This is a genomic window from Aliivibrio sp. 1S175 (assembly GCF_001690985.1).
GTDB lineage: Bacteria > Pseudomonadota > Gammaproteobacteria > Enterobacterales > Vibrionaceae > Aliivibrio.
On record NZ_MAJS01000024.1, the window covers coordinates 128,223 to 145,360 of the forward strand.

Annotated in this window: 14 protein-coding genes; 6 read left to right on the forward strand and 8 right to left on the reverse strand. The window is 40.3% G+C overall.

Annotation, left to right across the window (positions count from 1 at the left end):
- The first annotated feature begins 7 nt into the window (after nucleotides 1–7).
- The gene (locus A6E06_RS10215) at nucleotides 8–1,348 is read left to right on the forward strand and encodes an MFS transporter (protein ID WP_065592345.1); all 1,341 of its coding nucleotides are present in this window, start codon (nucleotides 8–10) and stop codon (nucleotides 1,346–1,348) included.
- Nucleotides 1,349–1,638: 290 nt separating this feature from the next.
- Entirely contained in the window at nucleotides 1,639–2,844 is a 1,206-nt protein-coding gene (gene manA / locus A6E06_RS10220; RefSeq protein WP_065592344.1) for a mannose-6-phosphate isomerase, class I, read from the forward strand.
- Nucleotides 2,845–2,920: 76 nt separating this feature from the next.
- On the opposite strand, the gene A6E06_RS10225 is transcribed toward manA, so the two are convergent.
- On the reverse strand, nucleotides 2,921–3,943 hold the full coding sequence (locus A6E06_RS10225; RefSeq protein WP_141676943.1) for a DUF1254 domain-containing protein: 1,023 nt from the start codon (nucleotides 3,941–3,943) through the stop codon (nucleotides 2,921–2,923).
- Nucleotides 3,944–4,130: 187 nt separating this feature from the next.
- Between A6E06_RS10225 and A6E06_RS10230 the strand changes: the two genes are divergently transcribed.
- Nucleotides 4,131–5,078, forward strand: a complete 948-nt coding sequence (locus A6E06_RS10230) for a LysR family transcriptional regulator (RefSeq protein ID WP_065592342.1) — start codon at nucleotides 4,131–4,133, stop codon at nucleotides 5,076–5,078.
- A 417-nt stretch (nucleotides 5,079–5,495) separates the two neighbouring features.
- Here A6E06_RS10230 and A6E06_RS10235 read toward each other — a convergent pair whose 3' ends face one another.
- Nucleotides 5,496–6,323: a LysR family transcriptional regulator gene (locus A6E06_RS10235; protein ID WP_065592341.1), complete on the reverse strand. Its 828-nt coding sequence runs from the start codon at nucleotides 6,321–6,323 to the stop codon at nucleotides 5,496–5,498.
- 34 nt (nucleotides 6,324–6,357) lie between these two features.
- A complete protein-coding gene (locus A6E06_RS10240; RefSeq protein WP_065592340.1) occupies nucleotides 6,358–7,245 on the reverse strand; it encodes an AraC family transcriptional regulator in 888 nt (295 codons plus the stop codon).
- A gap of 190 nt (nucleotides 7,246–7,435) precedes the next feature.
- On the opposite strand from A6E06_RS10240, the gene A6E06_RS10245 reads away from it, so the two are divergent.
- Nucleotides 7,436–8,641, forward strand: coding sequence for a sugar efflux transporter (locus A6E06_RS10245; protein ID WP_065592339.1), 1,206 nt, complete (start codon nucleotides 7,436–7,438; stop codon nucleotides 8,639–8,641).
- A 148-nt stretch (nucleotides 8,642–8,789) separates the two neighbouring features.
- Here A6E06_RS10245 and A6E06_RS10250 read toward each other — a convergent pair whose 3' ends face one another.
- Nucleotides 8,790–9,980, reverse strand: coding sequence for an MFS transporter (locus tag A6E06_RS10250; protein ID WP_065592338.1), 1,191 nt, complete (start codon nucleotides 9,978–9,980; stop codon nucleotides 8,790–8,792).
- A 186-nt stretch (nucleotides 9,981–10,166) separates the two neighbouring features.
- On the opposite strand from A6E06_RS10250, the gene A6E06_RS10255 reads away from it, so the two are divergent.
- Nucleotides 10,167–11,048 carry a LysR family transcriptional regulator gene (locus A6E06_RS10255; RefSeq protein WP_065592337.1) on the forward strand — a complete coding sequence of 294 codons (882 nt, stop codon included), beginning with the start codon at nucleotides 10,167–10,169 and terminating at the stop codon, nucleotides 11,046–11,048.
- A gap of 282 nt (nucleotides 11,049–11,330) precedes the next feature.
- Here A6E06_RS10255 and ugpC read toward each other — a convergent pair whose 3' ends face one another.
- The 4 genes from ugpC to A6E06_RS10275 all read right to left on the reverse strand — a co-directional run bounded on the left by ugpC (nucleotide 11,331) and on the right by A6E06_RS10275 (nucleotide 15,605).
- Nucleotides 11,331–12,413 (reverse strand): sn-glycerol-3-phosphate ABC transporter ATP-binding protein UgpC, encoded by a 1,083-nt coding sequence (gene ugpC / locus A6E06_RS10260; RefSeq protein WP_065592336.1) that lies wholly within the window; start codon nucleotides 12,411–12,413, stop codon nucleotides 11,331–11,333.
- A gap of 59 nt (nucleotides 12,414–12,472) precedes the next feature.
- The gene (gene ugpE, locus A6E06_RS10265; RefSeq protein WP_065592335.1) at nucleotides 12,473–13,315 is read right to left on the reverse strand and encodes a sn-glycerol-3-phosphate ABC transporter permease UgpE; all 843 of its coding nucleotides are present in this window, start codon (nucleotides 13,313–13,315) and stop codon (nucleotides 12,473–12,475) included.
- 44 nt (nucleotides 13,316–13,359) lie between these two features.
- Entirely contained in the window at nucleotides 13,360–14,241 is an 882-nt protein-coding gene (locus tag A6E06_RS10270; RefSeq protein ID WP_065592334.1) for an ABC transporter permease subunit, read from the reverse strand.
- 71 nt (nucleotides 14,242–14,312) lie between these two features.
- Complete coding sequence (locus tag A6E06_RS10275) at nucleotides 14,313–15,605, reverse strand: extracellular solute-binding protein (protein WP_065592333.1); 1,293 nt, start codon at nucleotides 15,603–15,605, stop codon at nucleotides 14,313–14,315.
- 152 nt (nucleotides 15,606–15,757) lie between these two features.
- On the opposite strand from A6E06_RS10275, the gene A6E06_RS10280 reads away from it, so the two are divergent.
- The gene (locus A6E06_RS10280) at nucleotides 15,758–16,288 is read left to right on the forward strand and encodes a hypothetical protein (RefSeq protein WP_141676938.1); all 531 of its coding nucleotides are present in this window, start codon (nucleotides 15,758–15,760) and stop codon (nucleotides 16,286–16,288) included.
- Nucleotides 16,289–17,138: the final 850 nt, after the last annotated feature.

Genomic DNA, 17,138 nt, shown 5'->3' on the forward strand with positions numbered 1-17,138 from the left:
TATAAATATGTTTGGATTTTTACGCTCGACGACTTCAAATTCCACGCCATTGAGTGAGGAAAAGATTAATCAAAGCTATCGTTACTGGCGCTTGCATATCATGCTAGGAATGTACGTAGGTTATGCCGGATTTTACTTTACTCGTAAGACCTTCAACTATGCCGCCCCAGCGATGATCACCGATTTGGGCTTAGATAAAGGGGACATAGGCTTAATTGGTACGCTTTTCTATATTACTTATGGCCTATCAAAATTTATCTCCGGCACGATTTCGGATCGCTCAAACCCACGCTATTTTATGGGTATTGGCTTGATAGCGACGGGGATTATTAATATCGCGTTTGGTTTTTCTAGCTCTTTAATGGCCTTTATCTCTCTTTGGATGTTGAACGCGTGGTTTCAAGGCTGGGGATGGCCTTCATGTTCCAAACTATTAACCACCTGGTATTCACGATCAGAGCGTGGGTTTCGTTGGGCAACATGGAACACCGCACATAATATTGGTGGTGCCCTTATCCCGATTCTAGTGGGTTACCTTACTTTGCATTATAGCTGGCGAGCTGGCTTTATTTGGCCTGGCGTCATAGGCATTATTATTGGGTTAATTGTGTGTTGGCGTTTACGAGATAAGCCAACAACCATGGGATTACCTAGCGTAGGACAATGGCGAAATGACCCTTTAGAATTAGCACAAGAGAACCATGGACAAGGACTAAGCTATCGAGAGATATTAAAAACCTATGTATTTAGCAATAAGTATATTTGGTTACTCGCTTTTAGTTATGTGTTGGTTTATATCGTAAGAACCGCGGTTAATGATTGGGGAAATTTATATCTAACTGAAGAGCATAACTACAGTTTAATTAACGCTAATGCTGCGTTATCTCTATTTGAAATTGGTGGGTTTATTGGCTCACTTGTTGCGGGTTGGGGCTCTGACCGGTTATTTGCAGGTAACCGTGGACCAATGAATATCTTGTTTGCTATCGGGATTTTCTTGTCGGTGTCTGCATTGTGGCTGATGCCTTTGACTAATTTTGTTTTTCAAGCCGCCGGGCTTTTCTGTATAGGCTTTTTTGTCTTTGGTCCTCAAATGTTAATTGGTATGGCAGCAGCAGAATGCTCACACAAGGATTCCGCAGGGGCAGCCACTGGTTTTGTTGGTCTCTTCGCTTATATGGGTGCCGCATTATCTGGGTATCCACTGGCTCTCATTTTAGAAACCTACGGTTGGACTGGATTTTTCGTTACTATTTCGACTTGTGCTGCCGTGATCGGGCTTCTTCTCTTGCCTTTCTTGCAAGCTCAATCACCTCAGAAAACAATTGATACAAGGTATCGTTTATAAACACTGCGTCAATATTTACACCAACTTGAGTATATCGAGCCTGATTTACGATTCACTCAAGTTGGTTAATTAACAATCGATATGACACAGTTTTAATTCTACGCCCCATCAACAATGTGACTCTTTTCACGCTTTTTATATCTCCACGCCATTTCTAAGAATTTTTCCTAATAATTCTAAGACCCTCTCTCATGCATTTTTTTGCCTACTCCCTAGTATTTCAAGTAATCAAATACCACTGAAATCACTTTCTTTCTAATCGATTAGAAAAGCTAACTACGGGAAAATTCATGTCATCAGGCCATTTATCACGTCACTCCTTCTTCCCAATGGAAAACAAAATTCAAACCTATGCATGGGGAAGCACCTCTTCTATTCATGATCTATTTGGTTTTGAAAATGAATCACAGCAACCACAAGCTGAGGTCTGGATGGGAACTCATCCTAAAGGTTGTTCAATGGTGACGTTTGATAAGCATTTAATCCCTTTATCAGAGCTAATCAATTCCAATAAATCGGCTTACTTATCTTCTGATATTGCCCAAGAATTTGGCGATCTTCCTTTTTTATTTAAAATTCTCGCCGCCGATAAAGCGTTATCAATTCAAGTTCATCCAAGCAAAAGCCAAGCAGAGAAAGGGTTTGAACAAGAAGAACAAGCAGGCATTTCCCTAACAGCCGATCATAGAAATTATAAAGATACGAATCATAAACCGGAATTGGTTTACGCGCTCACTGACTACCAAGCGATGAATGGGTTTCGTGCATACGATGAAATTATGGGGTTCTTTGCTGCCTTACATATTGTTGAATTAACAGATCTAGTAATGGATTTTAGCCACACACTTACCCCCCTAGGATTAAAGACATTTTTCAACGGTTTATTAACCCTAAGTGAGTTACGACAACACAATGCATTAGACCAACTACTGACCTATGCCAAAGCTCATCAAGATCAAGCTGAATTTGCCTTAATCATAGAGTTAAACCATCAATACCCTTATGATGTCGGGCTCTTTTCTCCACTGCTTCTTAATGTGATTACATTACAGCCAGGCGAAGCGATGTATTTAAGTGCCAATACACCACACGCTTATATAAAAGGAACGGGATTAGAAATAATGGCAAATTCCGACAATGTATTACGTGCAGGGTTAACACCAAAACACATTGATGTGGATGAACTTGTTGAATGTACTCACTTTGTACCTATCGCCTTTGATGATCTGATTTTGTCACCGCAAAAAGAAGGGCTCTGTGATAACTACGACATTCCAGTAAACGACTTTAATTTCGGCATTATACATTCGCCAAAAGAGGCCGACGTTAAGATCCACGGTGCTGAAATAGTAATGGCAATAGACAGTGAGTTAGAATTACGCAGCCAAAATGGGGAAACAATGGTATTGGCTAAGGGACAATCTGTTTTTATCCCAGCTTATATCGGTAGTTATATATTAAGCAGTCATGGTCGTGTAGCCAGAGCCTTTAATTGAGAATTACGTAAAACAAAACCATAAAAAGCCGCTAGAATATATCTAACGGCTTATGATTTAATTCAATTTATATCAATTATTTCGCTTTCACTGTTGGTAAAATACGGTAACCATCCACTCGAACTTTATCGCTTGGTTGGTAATGGCGAATACCTAAGTTAAATACACCCGAATCGTTCGCTGTTTCAATATTATTTGGGGCATCTGCACCACAACCAAAGCTGACTGTGTAAGTCCCATCTTTATTTACTGTCGCGGTGTTAGAGCTTACGTTCGCTACATCGTTAAACATAAAGCCTGACTTGTCATAAACCGTGATAGACCAAAACGCTTTGTTTTTAGGATCTTCAAACGTTGATTGATAACACGTATCCGCAGGGTAATTGCCTGATACTTCATAGATATTATCTATCATTTGAGCACCACCCCAACCAATAGCTGCCCCAACTTCATATTTTTCTTGAGTAAACAATGTCGTCGATTCATCATTAAACCCAGTAAACATGCCTGTTAATGCTGCGCTGCCATCACGTTCATTTATCATTGGCATTTTAGCCTTCAGCTCATCTTCCACTTTTTTAAATGATGTTTGATTTACACTTTCAGAAATAAACAACTCTGCACTATTTGCATTAATTTTCATTTGGTCTTGATACATCGCCGCTTCTTGCTCTGTAAAAGTAGCATCAAGACGGATCACTAAATAAAGATGCTTACCCGTATGAGTCGATAAGTTAAATGTCCCACCACCGTTGTACATTGGTTGAATATGATGATCTTCTGTAATGGGTTGCACAGAGATGTATTTTCCTTCTGGTATCTCAGGCATTGTCACTGTAGCTCCTTTTGATACATCAACAACAGCCATTGAATAATAAGTATCACGGTTCATGCGAACCACAGGCTGTGCATCTGTTGGGGTAAGCTGGCGTTTATGTAAAAACTCATTAACCCCTACAAGATCTTGATTCTTCAAAATTTGGTGAGCCGTTTCATCGGTTGGGTACGTCTGCGCTGTCACCATTTTTCCATCAGCAGTAAAAAATCCATCTAGACTTGTCGTAGGCTGAGAAGCCGAAACGCAAGTTGCCGTAACCATTGCACTCAGTAAAACACTTTTAGTTATTAGGGAAAATTTCATTTAATAGCTCCTAAGCTGTTATTCAATTCTGTTGGATTGATTAAATAATAGACTTAAAAATGCATTTATAGAAATCATAAGATCAAATAACTGATATGCTATGATGTAATATCATTGTTTGTTATTAATACAATTAAGGATATATATGAAAACACTTGAACAAGCGCTTTCTCGAATTGATCTCAACTTACTCGTTTCTCTTAGTGTATTAATTAAAGAAAAAAATGTATCACGAGCGGCAGAAAAACTATTCCTTTCCCAGCCAGCAATGAGTCGAATTTTAGGCCGCCTTAGAGACCTATTTGATGATCCTCTTTTTTATCGTGAATCAAATGGCTTACAACCTACCGCTAAAACACTAGAGTTAGAGTCGCAACTTGATGAGATTTTATTTTCAATTGATAGCTTAATAAACAGCTCCACTTTTTCTGCTGAGTTGTGTGAAAAAGCCTTTCGCATATCAACACCACCACTCATGAGTAAACTGCTTACTGCCCCATTAGCCAAAGCAATTTATGATGCTGCACCAAAAGTAACTCTTGAAGAGTACCCCTCTGCTATTGACCCTATTTTGTTACTAAAAGAAGGTCACGTTGATTTCTCAATACATATCAAAGATACCGTCGTTAGTGATGAATATCACTCAGAGAAGATTGGGCAGACTTACCCTGTTATTTATGGTTCTGCTGACCATCCTTTATTACAAAAGAAACACATCACGATAGACGATTGCCTTGAATACGCCTTTGTAGACTTATCGCTAGATATTCGATCCACAGGTGAATACCTAAACCCACTCGATGTGGAATTAAGAAAGCAAGGAAAATGCAGGAATGTAGCGTTAAAATCAGGGCAACTAGCAACGCTTATCGAATCAATTAAAGGCACAGATCGTCTTATTATTGGTGGGCATTTATTAGAAAAAGACTCAATTTTAGATTCAAGCTTTAAAGTAATAAAAACGTTTGATAGCAAGCCATATACTGTTGATCTTTACTTAATTGAACACAGAAGAACACTTACTAGTTCACCTCATCGTTGGTTAAAATTGATGATTAGTGAGTCAATCAAGAAAGGATTTCAAGATGAATAAGAAAAGAAGAAAGAAGAAAGAAGAAAGAAGAAAGAAGATTAAACTGTAGATTAAGGAATTTAGCGGTCAAGTAGAGGGGGGTTCTGTTAGCTCACTAACTTGTACTTGTACCGCTGACAATACATTTATGTCTTGCCCACTTTATACACTAGGATACATTAGGTACAAGCATTAAAACTGCGACAATGGTGGCAATCAATACACGAGGAATAACAACATCTTTATCAAGTTTCATCAAATAACTCCGGTTTACCTGTAGTTAAAATAAATCTAATTTTTCATTACATATTAATAAATTAGACTCTAATCAGGTAATACTATGATGGTTGATAACGATAAACTATTGGTCACTGGCTATGTGATGCATAGTTTTTACCTATGCATTTACTGCTTAACATATCATAGCATTCCGTTTACTTAACTTAATCTTGCCTTAATCTGCTCACGTATATATTTGTGTGTTTTATTCGTGATATTACGGCGATGATAAATAAGCTTAATTTCATACGGTTGAAGTGGGAAAGGTGACTCTACTACTTTTAAGCCGAGCTCTTTGGCTAACCCAAACATACTTTCAGCCACAATACAGATCGCATCCGTGTGTCTAACACTTAACAATAAATTAGATGGCCCACTCACTTCACGAACAATGTTACGCTCAAATATCTCATCAGGACGGGTTTCAAATGCGCCCATGTTCTCATTTTTCAATTTAAGCATGACATGCTCGGCTTGGTTAAATTGCTCTAAACTTAATGAATTTCCCATAATGGTTGGGTGATCACGTCGACAAGCAAAGGCGATATCCAACTTACCTAAACTCTCCGTCACAAAGGTATAGTCAGTAACCGTAATATCATCAATCAAAATATCCACCTCACCCGAGCGAATTTTATCGAGCATTTGATATTCAACCGCTGGACTTTCTGTCAACAAAGCATCATCCATGTCAGGCAGAGATTGCAATACGATTTCAGGCGCACTAATAATCAAACGACGAGGGGATTCCAACGCCACTACCAGTTGCTCCATTATCGGCCGTACCTGATAGGCCAATGAATGAGCCGCATCTGTTGGCTCTAGAGATCGCCCTACTTTTAAAAATAACGGCTGCCCATAACTCTCTTCAAATTTTTTAATCGCACTGCTCATTGAAGGCTGAGTAATATCTAAATGAACCGCGGCTTTTGTGACACTACCAAAATCATACACTGCAAGAAAATGTTTGATAAAATTTAAATTCATTTACCTTCCTCCTAATAATTTTCTGAATAATTACCTAATTGAATCGACGTCGAAATTCCGTTGGTGTCATGACTTTTAGCTCTTTAAATTGTCGATTAAAATTCGAGATATTTTTAAACCCTGTCTTCTCTGCAACAAGAGCGATTGGTAAGGAGGTATTCGCTAACAGTTCACACGCCTTACCAATTCGATATTGCTTTAAATGCTCAGAAAAACTCATCCCATAATGCTTCTCAAACATTCGATATGCCGAGCTTTCACTCATGTGCAGTTTCTTACACAAATCGGATATTTTAATCGCATCACCATAATACTTTTCAACATACTGAGTTGCTCTTTCAAAGCGTTGGTTTAATTCCGTATCTTCTGAAATTGGTCTGCTACGATAAGGCGTCGTTGATAAGGTTTTTGCTTTACTATCATCAGAAAGACTGACCAATATTTCAATGACTTTAATGGCTTGATAATGGCGATCTAGTTTCTCCACATCATTAAGTAATGCCGATACCTTTTGGGCGGTTTCGGTGCTAAAAGAGAGGCCGTAAGCCGAGTTATCTAATAAACGCTTAAGGTTTCTCGCCTCTGGTAGCAACGTTTGTAATCGCTCTACCCAATGATGAGCAAACCACACAATAAGCGTATGGTGATTATTTTTAACTGATTTTACACTTCGTCCTGCCACCATATGCGGTAAGCCGGGCCCATAAAGTAACAAGGTATTATGATTGATATCGCCAATCGCATCTCCCGCAAAATAACTGCCTTGAAATGCCTCGCCGGGGTCAAGATACAACACCAATTCATATTCAGAATGATAATGCCAAGAGCAAGCAAATTCACTGTCTTCTACACGACAATGAAACTCTCTAACAATCCAATCAAAACTCGGCACATTTTGAACGTGCTCTTTAAACGGTTTCATTCTTTATCCCAACGATTAAGTAGTCTCTCAGGCTAATCCGGTAAGCATTATCTGTCAAAGGAAGATGATAAAATGAATGAATAGTATTAGATGTAGCTCGAATAACATCAATGCCCCCCACAATCATTGAGTAGACTACGCATAAATAAAATCGTTAATAAAAACCTATTTCGTACACTGGAGTTTTACTATGCCACATAACAAAAAGTCATTTTTGTTTATTTTTACCGCCTTTATTACAGGGCTTTGTAGTGCGTTTTTTTACCCACTATCAAGTCTATTCATTGTAGAGGAGCTGGGCGCGTCACCAATGATGTTAAGTCTGTATATGACACTTGCTGTCAGCAGTTCAGTGATCGTATCTCACTTTATTGCAAAACGTTCAGACACGCATTGGAACCGTAAAACTATCCTTATCACCTCATTAGCAAGCTACTTAATTTTAGTCGCTAGTTTTACCGTTATTCGAGACTATTGGTTAGCCGTTGCGATAGCTGTTGGGTTTGGCAGTATTAGTGGGGCTTCTTTCGGCCAACTGTTTGCATTAGGCCGTGAATATGGCGACAGACACGTTGCTAATAGCACCAGTTTTTTAGCAACAATGCGAGCAGGTCTTGCCATTGCTTGGGTATTTGGTCCTCCCGCTGCATTTATGCTTAAAGCACAATTTGGATTTAGTGCTACATTTGCGGTGTCTGCCATAACTGTATCTATCGCTATATTCATCGTCGCTAAATTCATTCCCGATAATGTGGTAACAAAAGAAGAACGAACGGCGGCAACGGTTGAGAATAAACCGTTAGGACGCATGGTTGTATTTTATTGCTTTATTATTGTGTGTGCTTTTTCTGCCAATAATTTATACATCACCAGTATGCCTTTGTATCTTTCACAAGAGCTGCAAGTTGATGTGAGTTGGTTAGGCTTAATGTTTGGTATGGCGGCAGCTTTTGAAATTCCGGTTATGCTTGGAGCAGGTAAAATGGCAGAAAAACTAGGCACAACCAGAGTAATGACGCTTGGTGTCTTATCTGGTGCCATGTTCTTTCTTGTTATGTTATCAACCACCAGTTTTACAGGCATGTTGATTGCCCAAGTACTTAATGGATTCTTCATTGGTGTGTGTGCAACGTTAGGAATGGTCGCACTGCAAGACATGATGAAAGACCGATTAGGCACGGCCTCTACCCTTTTCTCAAACATGTTGAACATCAGTGTCTTGGTATCAAGCGTGATGGTGGGTGTAGTGGGTGAGTTATACAACTACTACAGCGCACTGTATTTATGCTTTGTTGGTGCTGTTATAGCTGCTGTGTTGCTGATTGTGTTTGAGATGCTAGAGAAGAAGCAGAAGGTAGTGATTGAAGGCCAATGCGCGGTGGCTGGAGAGGTGTAGGGTTAACATTATGTAAGCTTCGGGGTAATAGCTAACCTGCCACTACCCCAAAATAGCTTAGAGTTGTTATCCACTAAAAATGGAACACCTCCTCATACTCCACTTGCAAAATTAACAACAAACGATAGTCAAATTTGAAGAATTTTGTTTACGCTAATTTAAGCGCTTCGCATTTTTCTTCATTACGACGGTCTAGTCGACCACTATAACGAGTGAGAGCTAGTGCAATAAGAACAATAACAGCGCCAACCCATGGCGTATGCATAAGTCCTGCTTTCGCAACAATCAAGCCGCCTCCCCAAGAACCAAGAGCAATACCCACATTAAAAGCAGCAATATTAAGTCCAGAAGCTACATCAACAGCATCAGGAGTGTGTTTCTCTGCTAGTTTTACGACATACACTTGCAGTCCTGGAACATTACCAAAGGCAAACGCTCCCCAAACTAAGATAGTCGCCACCGCTGCAATAGGGTGAACTGCAGTAAAATTAAATACGACTAAGATAGCAGCTAAACCTGAAAAAATGATAGTCAGCGCTTTGATTGGACCAATTTTATCCGCCATTTTCCCACCAAAAATGTTACCAACAGCGACAGAAACACCATACACCAACATAATTAAACTGATAGCGCTAGGGTTGAACCCTGACACTTGCTCTAAAATAGGGGCAAGGAACGTAAATGCAGTAAATGTACCACCGTAGCCTAATGCCGTGATGGCATAGACCAATAATAATCGGGGTTGTGTTAGTACCTTCAGTTGTGAAGATAGTTTTGACGCTGGAGGTTGTTTAAGGTTATTCGGTACTAAGAAAGCACTACCAATTAACGCGACTAAACCTAAAACGGCCACAATAAGGAACGTTGACTGCCAACCAAAAGCTTGACCGATATAAGTACCAAGTGGAACACCAGTGACTAATGCTACAGTTAAACCTGTAAACATAATAGCAATGGCACTGGCCGCCTTTTCTTTAGAAACTAAACCTGTAGCTATAGTTGAACCAATAGAGAAGAACACACCATGTGCTAAACCCGTCAAAATTCGGGCTGCGATTAAGGTGCTATAGCTAGGAGCTTGCCATGCGAGTAGGTTACCTGCGACAAAAAGAGACATGACGCTTAGTAATACGTGCTTTCGATTCCATTTACCCGTAAGCGCAGTTAAAACTGGCGCGCCAATGGCAACACCAAGGGCGTAAAGACTAACTAAAAGCCCTGCGGATGGTAAAGAGACGTTTAAGTCGGTAGCCATTGTTGGAAGCAACCCAACAATAACAAATTCTGTTGTTCCTATAGCAAAGGCGCTGAGCGTCAATGCAAGAAGTGCTAAGGGCATAATTTACTCACTTATATTTAGTATTATATAGAGCGATATGAGGTGAAGTTGATTACCTGTAATACCGCGATCTGTTTCAATGAAGGCATTATGCTTGGAACAATAGTTGAGAAAAATAGAGGCTTTAACAAAAGATATTTGTTATATATGCAATAAAAGACAGTAAAAAACAGAAAAAGGAATGATATGAGAACTCGGTCTGACGATTTAGAAATATTGTTGACGGTAGTCGATAGTGGCGGATTTACGGCAGCTGCAGAGGCATTAGATATTCAAGTTGCTCGTGTATCAAGAGCGGTGAGTAAGGTAGAAAAACAACTTGGGGTCTCGATTCTTAACCGAACAACTAGGCGAGTAGAGTTAACGGACGAAGGGCGTCAATTTGTAGAGTCGGTACGAGTTGGATTAATTAAGATCCAACTAGCAGAGGAAGAGATCATCACTCGCGGCGAGTTACCAAGAGGGCGCTTACGAGTAGATGCGGCCAGTCCATTTGTTTTCCATCAGCTCATACCTCTAATACAAGCATTTAACCAAGAATACCCACATATCGATTTGGAACTCACTTCTAATGAAGGTTTTGTTGACCTATTGGAAAAGAAAACCGACTTAGCGATTAGGATTGGTGATCTCAATGACTCGACACTTCATGCTCGATTACTTGGACGCAGTTTATTATATATTGTTGCTACGCCTGATTATTTATCACATAGGGGGATTCCAAAGAAATGCAGTGATTTAGTTAAGCATGACACAATTGGATTCGCAGGGCCTAAAATTCTCAATGTCTGGCCTTTGAAAGGTTTTGAATCGTTAAATCCCATACTGACATCGAGTAATGGAGAAACGGTTCGACAACTAACTTTAGCTGGTAATGGTATCGCTTGTTTATCAGGTTTTATGGTTAAGAAAGATATTGAAGAAGGACGGTTAATTACGCTATTAGAGAGTGAGAAGCTGACAAATACAGGGAGAGAACAAATTAATGCGGTGTTCTATAAATCATCATCTGTTGCAAAACGTATCTCAGCATTTATTGATTTTATTCAACCTAAGTTAACACTATAGTTCGATAATATGAAACGAGAGATCCAACTTGCTTTCACTAACATATTCGTATCGCCAATAAGCGCCTCTCTCTGCTTCATCAAACTAAAAAATGCCAGTCAACTTAACTGACTGGCATTACATTACCCACAATAGAGCGGTTGAATGTACGTCTCTTGTGTCACTAATGTCTATGGTTTCTACTAGTAATTGCATTGCGGTGGTTACGAGAAAAAATAAAGTCCTATTTTTGTTAAGCTCACTCTACCATCAGCTAAAGTGAGCTAATCTGAAACGAATGATCTAGCTTGCTTGCGCTAACACATTGGTATCAGCCAATAAGCGCTTCCCCGCCTCATCAAACAAATGCAAGTGCTGCTTTGCAACGTTAAGCGTCAGTGATTCTTGAGTGGCAAAGTCTAACTCTGGCGTTAACGCGGTAAATGTTTTGCCTCCAACCAAACCATGAACTAACTGATTCGGCCCTAACGGTTCAACTGCTTGCACACTTAATGGAAAGCTTAACCCTGTATTTACTGGCTCTAACAAGGCGTGTTCAGGTCTAATTCCAAGCTGTATTGTCTGAGCAGGTAGATGGGCGTATTCAGCCAGAAACACACTTTGTTGATCAAACTTAATCACCCCATTCACAATTTCCGCTTGATGGAAGTTCATCGCAGGACTACCAATAAAACTCGCCACAAACGTACTTGCTGGTTGGTGATACACCTCAGATGGCGTGCCGATTTGCTCAATCTCACCTTGGTTTAGCACAATAATACGATCCGCCAAGGTCATCGCCTCCACTTGATCATGAGTCACATACACACTGGTTACGCCTAGCTCTCGTTGCAGCTTTTTAATTTCTAAACGCATGTGGGCACGCAGTGAAGCATCTAGATTAGATAATGGCTCATCAAACAAGAACAACTGTGGATCACGCACAATCGCACGTCCCATGGCAACACGTTGACGCTGACCACCTGATAACTTTGCAGGCTTGCGATCTAAATACTCTGCAATTTTGAGTGTTTCAGCAACTTTTTTAATTTTTGATGTGATCGTAGCCTTATCAACACCTCGATTTTTTAACCCGTAGGCCAAATTCTCGTAAACCGTCATGTGCGGATATAACGCGTAGTTTTGGAATACCATAGCGATATCACGACTGGCAGGTTTTTCGGTATCAATACGACGATGATTCAACTCAATTTCGCCACCAGTGATCGACTCTAACCCTGCGATAGAGCGCAAGATAGAGGATTTACCACAGCCCGACGGACCAACCAATACAATGAACTCACCTTGCTTAATATCAACAGAAACACCTTTTACCGCTTGGTGACCATTGTCGTAGGTTTTTACTAAATTTTTAAGTGCTAACATAGTCTATCTCTTCACAAATTAGGTATTGGCAATGCGGTTTCATAGCCGCATCAGCACGGTTATTTCTCGGTTTCAACAAGGCCTTTCACAAACCAACGCTGAAAAATAATAACCACTAAAATCGGTGGCAACATGGCGAAGATAACCAGAGCAAAGGCTTGGTCGTAACGCGGTTGACTGCTTTGGCTTATGTCACTCAATAACTGCTTCACGCCCATCACGATAGTGTTGTAACTTTCATCGGTGGTCATCATGATTGGCCATAAATATTGGTTCCAACCCACCACAAACATGATGATGAAAATCGCAGCGATCATAGTTTTTGATAACGGTAATAAAATATCGAGAAAAAAGCGAATTGGTCCCGCGTTATCAAGTTGCGCTGCTTCTAGTAATTCATTTGGGATAGTTCTAAAAAATTGACGAAAGAAAAACGTCGCTGTCGCTGAAGCTATTAGCGGTAAAATGAGCCCAGAAAAACTGTTTAACATCCCTAAGTTCGCAACCACCTCATAAGAAGGAATGATGCGCACTTCTAATGGCAACAATAGCGTGACAAATATCAGCCAAAACCACAGCGAAGCAAAAGGCATACGAAAATAGACCAAGGCATAAGCTGCCATCATCGAAATAATGATCTTGCCAATGGCAAAGCCAAGTCCCATCACCATTGAGTTAATGATCATCGATTTTGCATTCACATCCGTACTAAAGCCGATGCTCTTGTCCCACACTTCACCGTAAACCTCAAAAAGGTTACCGCCCGGCCACCACTGCAATCCATCACTAATAATGGTGTTTGGGTTGTGGGTAGAGCTGGCGAAAATTAGCCAAATAGGGATGATCATAAAAAGCGCCCCTGCTATTAGGATCACATGATCGAACCATTGATTCTGTTTCATAATAAAATTCTCATCATTGCTGTGTACCAATACATCTCTTTGAATTAATAGTGCACACGCTTTTCAATAAACTTAAATTGCACCCAAGTCAGCATTAAGACTAAAACCAGTAACACCACCGATTGCGCCGCACTGCCACCAATGTCTGTCCCAATGAAGCCATCACGATAAATCTTATAAACCAATGAGGTCGTTCCCCCACCCGGACCGCCTGACGTTAAAGTATCGATAACGCCGAAGGTTTCAAAAAAGGCATAGGTTAAGTTGATGACTAATAAGAAAAAGCCTGTAGGAGCAAGCAGTGGAAAAGTAATAGTCCAGAAGCGACGGCGATCACTCTCGCAATCCAACATTGCCGCTTCATTCACCGCATAGGAAATAGACTGTAGCCCAGCAAGAAAGTAGATAAAGTTAACCGAGACTTGCTTCCACACCGAGACCAAAACCAAGGTTAACGTCGCATCAAAAGGACTGGTGTATAAGCTAAAATCCCAACCAAGACTGGCAAAAATATCGGTAAAAACACCAATATGAGGATTGAAAATAAAGCCGCCCATAATACCGGCCACCGCAGGAGCAACCGCATATACCCAAGTGAGCGTGATTTTATAAGCACTCTTACCATGCAAAATATTATTGGCTTTCACCGCCAGTAAAAGCGCGATGGCTAATGATAAAAATGACACAACAATGGCAAAGCCAACCGTAAAAAAGATCGATCTTAAATACTCTGCCGAGCTAAAAATAATGTCGTAATTCTCTAAACCGACAAAGGTTGATGATAACCCCCAAGGGTCTTCTAGCATAAAGGAGAGATAAACCGCTTCGGCTGCAGGATAGAAAAAGAACACCGCAATAATGGCGATTTGTGGCACTAAAAGCGCATAAGGTAATGCCGAGTGGGTAAATTGTTGTCGTTGTTCCACTGTTATAACCTACTACATTAAAAAGAAAAAAATCACTGTGGCTAACCTAAATCAACCACAGTGAACCCTTGTTATCGCACTGAGCGCGCGAAACGGTTTAGCATCACTTGGCTTTCTTTATCGATATTGGCGAGTGCTTTTTCTACCGTAATTCGGTCTGCAAATACGTTATCAAACTCTCTATGCATTACCTCTTGGATTTGTGAGTAGAAACCTAAGCGGTAACCACGCGTCCATTCGCCACCCGGTAAGCTCAACTGTTTTACGCCTACTTCTGCATCTGGCTGTTCTTGGTAATAACCTGATTGTTTAGTCATGTTATAAGCGGCTTTGGTAACCGTCACATAACCCGTTGATTTATGCCAAAACATTTGTGTCTCAGGGCTTGTTAAATAACTAAAAAAGGCTGCAACGGCTTGCTCTTCTTCTTTTGGCTTACCATCAATGGCAAATAACGCAGCGCCACCAATAAAGGTGCGACCGGCCTCTTTATTGACTGATTTCCAATATGGTAGATACGTTGTACCTAACTCAAAATCAACACGGTTACGTAACCCACCAAACGAGCCTGATGATCCTAACCACATTGCTACTTTTTGCTTCTCAAATGGTTGTTGGTTTGCATCCCAATCTGAGCCGTAATACTTGTAATACCCTTTGTCTGACCACTCTTTTAGCTTGTTAAAGTGCATTGCCATGTCTGGCGTATTAATCATGATGTTGGTCGCTGGCGCATCAAAGCCATTGTTTTTATTAGCAACAGGAAGGTTATGGCGAGACTTGAAGTTTTCGAACATGATCCAAGGCGTTAAAGATTGTGAGAAAGTGGCGTAGCCTTGCGTTTTTAATTTTTTCGCGACTTGTTCTAGCTCTTCATAGGTTTTAGGCGCTTCGACCCCTGCTTTTGCAAGAATGTCTTTGTTGTAATAGAGCACTGGGGTTGAGCTATTGAATGGCATACCGATCATTTTTCCATTGCTGTCTGCGTAGAAGTTACGAACCCCTGCAATGTAGTCTTTGTTATTAAATGAATAACCAGATTGAACGAGAATATCTTCGACAGGTTTTGCAACCCCAGGGGCATTGATGATGGTTGCGGCACCCACATCGGCCACTTGCAGAATGTTCGGCGCTTGGTCGGCACGATAAGCGGCAATGCCTGCGGTGAGGGTTTCTACGTATGAGCCTTTAAACACTGGGGTAATTTTGTATTCATCTTGTGACGCATTAAAATCACGAGCAATAGTATTGACTGTTTCGCCTAGCTGACCACTCATTGCATGCCACCACGTTATGTTGGTTTCTGCCATGGTTGTCGTTGAAAGTAACGACGCTAGAACACCTGTTATCAATTGCTTTTTCATCTTATTCCCTAATGATTTAGTATGAGTAACCGTTAATGTGATGCTCATAGTAGGGATTGAAGATGACAGTTATACTTCAGTTTTATTGTGTTCTTGTGATGATTTTGGGGTAATCTTGTTTAATGCTCTCTATTTTTGGAATACAGAATCCGGTGAATAAAATAATAGAAACAATAGGTCACCCTTGGTTCGTACCGCTTATGATTTGTGGTTGGTTTTTCTTAGAAACCACCAACACAACTTTTTACGGTTATTACCTCATGCTTGCCGTGGCTATTTTTGGTTATGCACTTGGTTGGTTAGTATTAACGCATTACAATGATATTCAGAAATTAAATCACAACAGTAAAGTTCGCCAACATCCGTTCTATATTTTTAAATACCGTTCTATCTATATGGTGCTTTGCATTGGCTTTGTTGGGGCGATTAACATGCATGCCTTAATTGGCTCTCCTTTTATTATCAATACCCCTGTCATTGAAAAAGCACACCGTAGTGGCCGAAGCGCCTATTACACCATTACAGTACAACCCGTTAATTACCCTCGGTTAGAACTACGAGTTAAAGAGAAATTTTGGCAGGAAATATCGATTGGTCAAAAGGTTGCATTAACCGCACAAAAAAATGTACTAGGATTATCCGTAGTCGATAAGTATGAGCATATTGCAAAAATTCATAGATAAATAACCTATTCACACTTTATTCAACACCGTCGCCTAACAAGCGTCACGCAATATTGGTTTTATCATAACCGTCTTCTGGGTTATTTAGCGCGGCTTGTAATGCAATGCCTTAGAAGGTTTAAAAATCCATTTCTCGGTCATCTTTAAGTGGTTCGATTCAGACCAGTTTACTAATACCGTACGCGGTGAAACTTTCATTGTCGAGCCATCGAGTTTAAGCGTTGTTTGCTTTAAGGAGGTTAGCGAGATAGAGCGGGATTGGCTGAAAGGTATGGCTAATATACTCAAACTCATAGAATGTTAGTATAGGTTAAACAATAAATTAAAGTAAATTCAAAGAATTAAACCATTTCAATGGAACTTGTTGCGGAACGTGGCCGCAATAAGCACGTTGTTTGTGCTTTTTGCGCATGGTTATTGTCCCGCTTGCACACTTGCCTTGTTGCTCATTACCCATGCAATTAACGCCACTTTTCTAGCTGAGACAGTCTTAGGCCGTATCGTGCCAATACTCCCTCGTGAATTCGTCCTAGCTCCTCTAATACAAGGGCGATAATGTTTTGCTTATCCGTTTCTTGTTCATTGCTAATAAACGATTCAATTATATCAAGAGGTTGAGATTCCGGCGTCAGTATGACTTGTTTAACAATCTTCTTTATCTTCGCTCGATATTGCGTTTAATTTCAAACCTATTCATGACAGATACCCTTTTAATTGTGACACTTTTCTGGATGAAAGTGTCACACTTATGGCGCATTTATCCTTTAGTGACAGCAAGAGTGTCACAGTAAAGTATCGGCATCTTTAGATTAACGCCCTAAAGGTTCACTTGCTTATCTTTGAGTCCGCA

What these genes read in the sequence shown, in the direction of transcription:
- A6E06_RS10250 (WP_065592338.1), bottom strand. Translation starts at nt 9,980, where the DNA reads ATGCCCTTAGCACTTCTTGCATTGACGCTCAGCGCCTTTGCTATAGGA.
- A6E06_RS10245 (WP_065592339.1), top strand. Translation starts at nt 7,436, where the DNA reads ATGCCACATAACAAAAAGTCATTTTTGTTTATTTTTACCGCCTTTATT.
- A6E06_RS10255 (WP_065592337.1), top strand. Translation starts at nt 10,167, where the DNA reads ATGAGAACTCGGTCTGACGATTTAGAAATATTGTTGACGGTAGTCGAT.
- ugpC (WP_065592336.1), bottom strand. Translation starts at nt 12,413, where the DNA reads ATGTTAGCACTTAAAAATTTAGTAAAAACCTACGACAATGGTCACCAA.
- A6E06_RS10230 (WP_065592342.1), top strand. Translation starts at nt 4,131, where the DNA reads ATGAAAACACTTGAACAAGCGCTTTCTCGAATTGATCTCAACTTACTC.
- A6E06_RS10215 (WP_065592345.1), top strand. Translation starts at nt 8, where the DNA reads ATGTTTGGATTTTTACGCTCGACGACTTCAAATTCCACGCCATTGAGT.
- manA (WP_065592344.1), top strand. Translation starts at nt 1,639, where the DNA reads ATGTCATCAGGCCATTTATCACGTCACTCCTTCTTCCCAATGGAAAAC.
- ugpE (WP_065592335.1), bottom strand. Translation starts at nt 13,315, where the DNA reads ATGAAACAGAATCAATGGTTCGATCATGTGATCCTAATAGCAGGGGCG.
- A6E06_RS10240 (WP_065592340.1), bottom strand. Translation starts at nt 7,245, where the DNA reads ATGAAACCGTTTAAAGAGCACGTTCAAAATGTGCCGAGTTTTGATTGG.
- A6E06_RS10275 (WP_065592333.1), bottom strand. Translation starts at nt 15,605, where the DNA reads ATGAAAAAGCAATTGATAACAGGTGTTCTAGCGTCGTTACTTTCAACG.
- A6E06_RS10235 (WP_065592341.1), bottom strand. Translation starts at nt 6,323, where the DNA reads ATGAATTTAAATTTTATCAAACATTTTCTTGCAGTGTATGATTTTGGT.
- A6E06_RS10225 (WP_141676943.1), bottom strand. Translation starts at nt 3,943, where the DNA reads ATGGTTACGGCAACTTGCGTTTCGGCTTCTCAGCCTACGACAAGTCTA.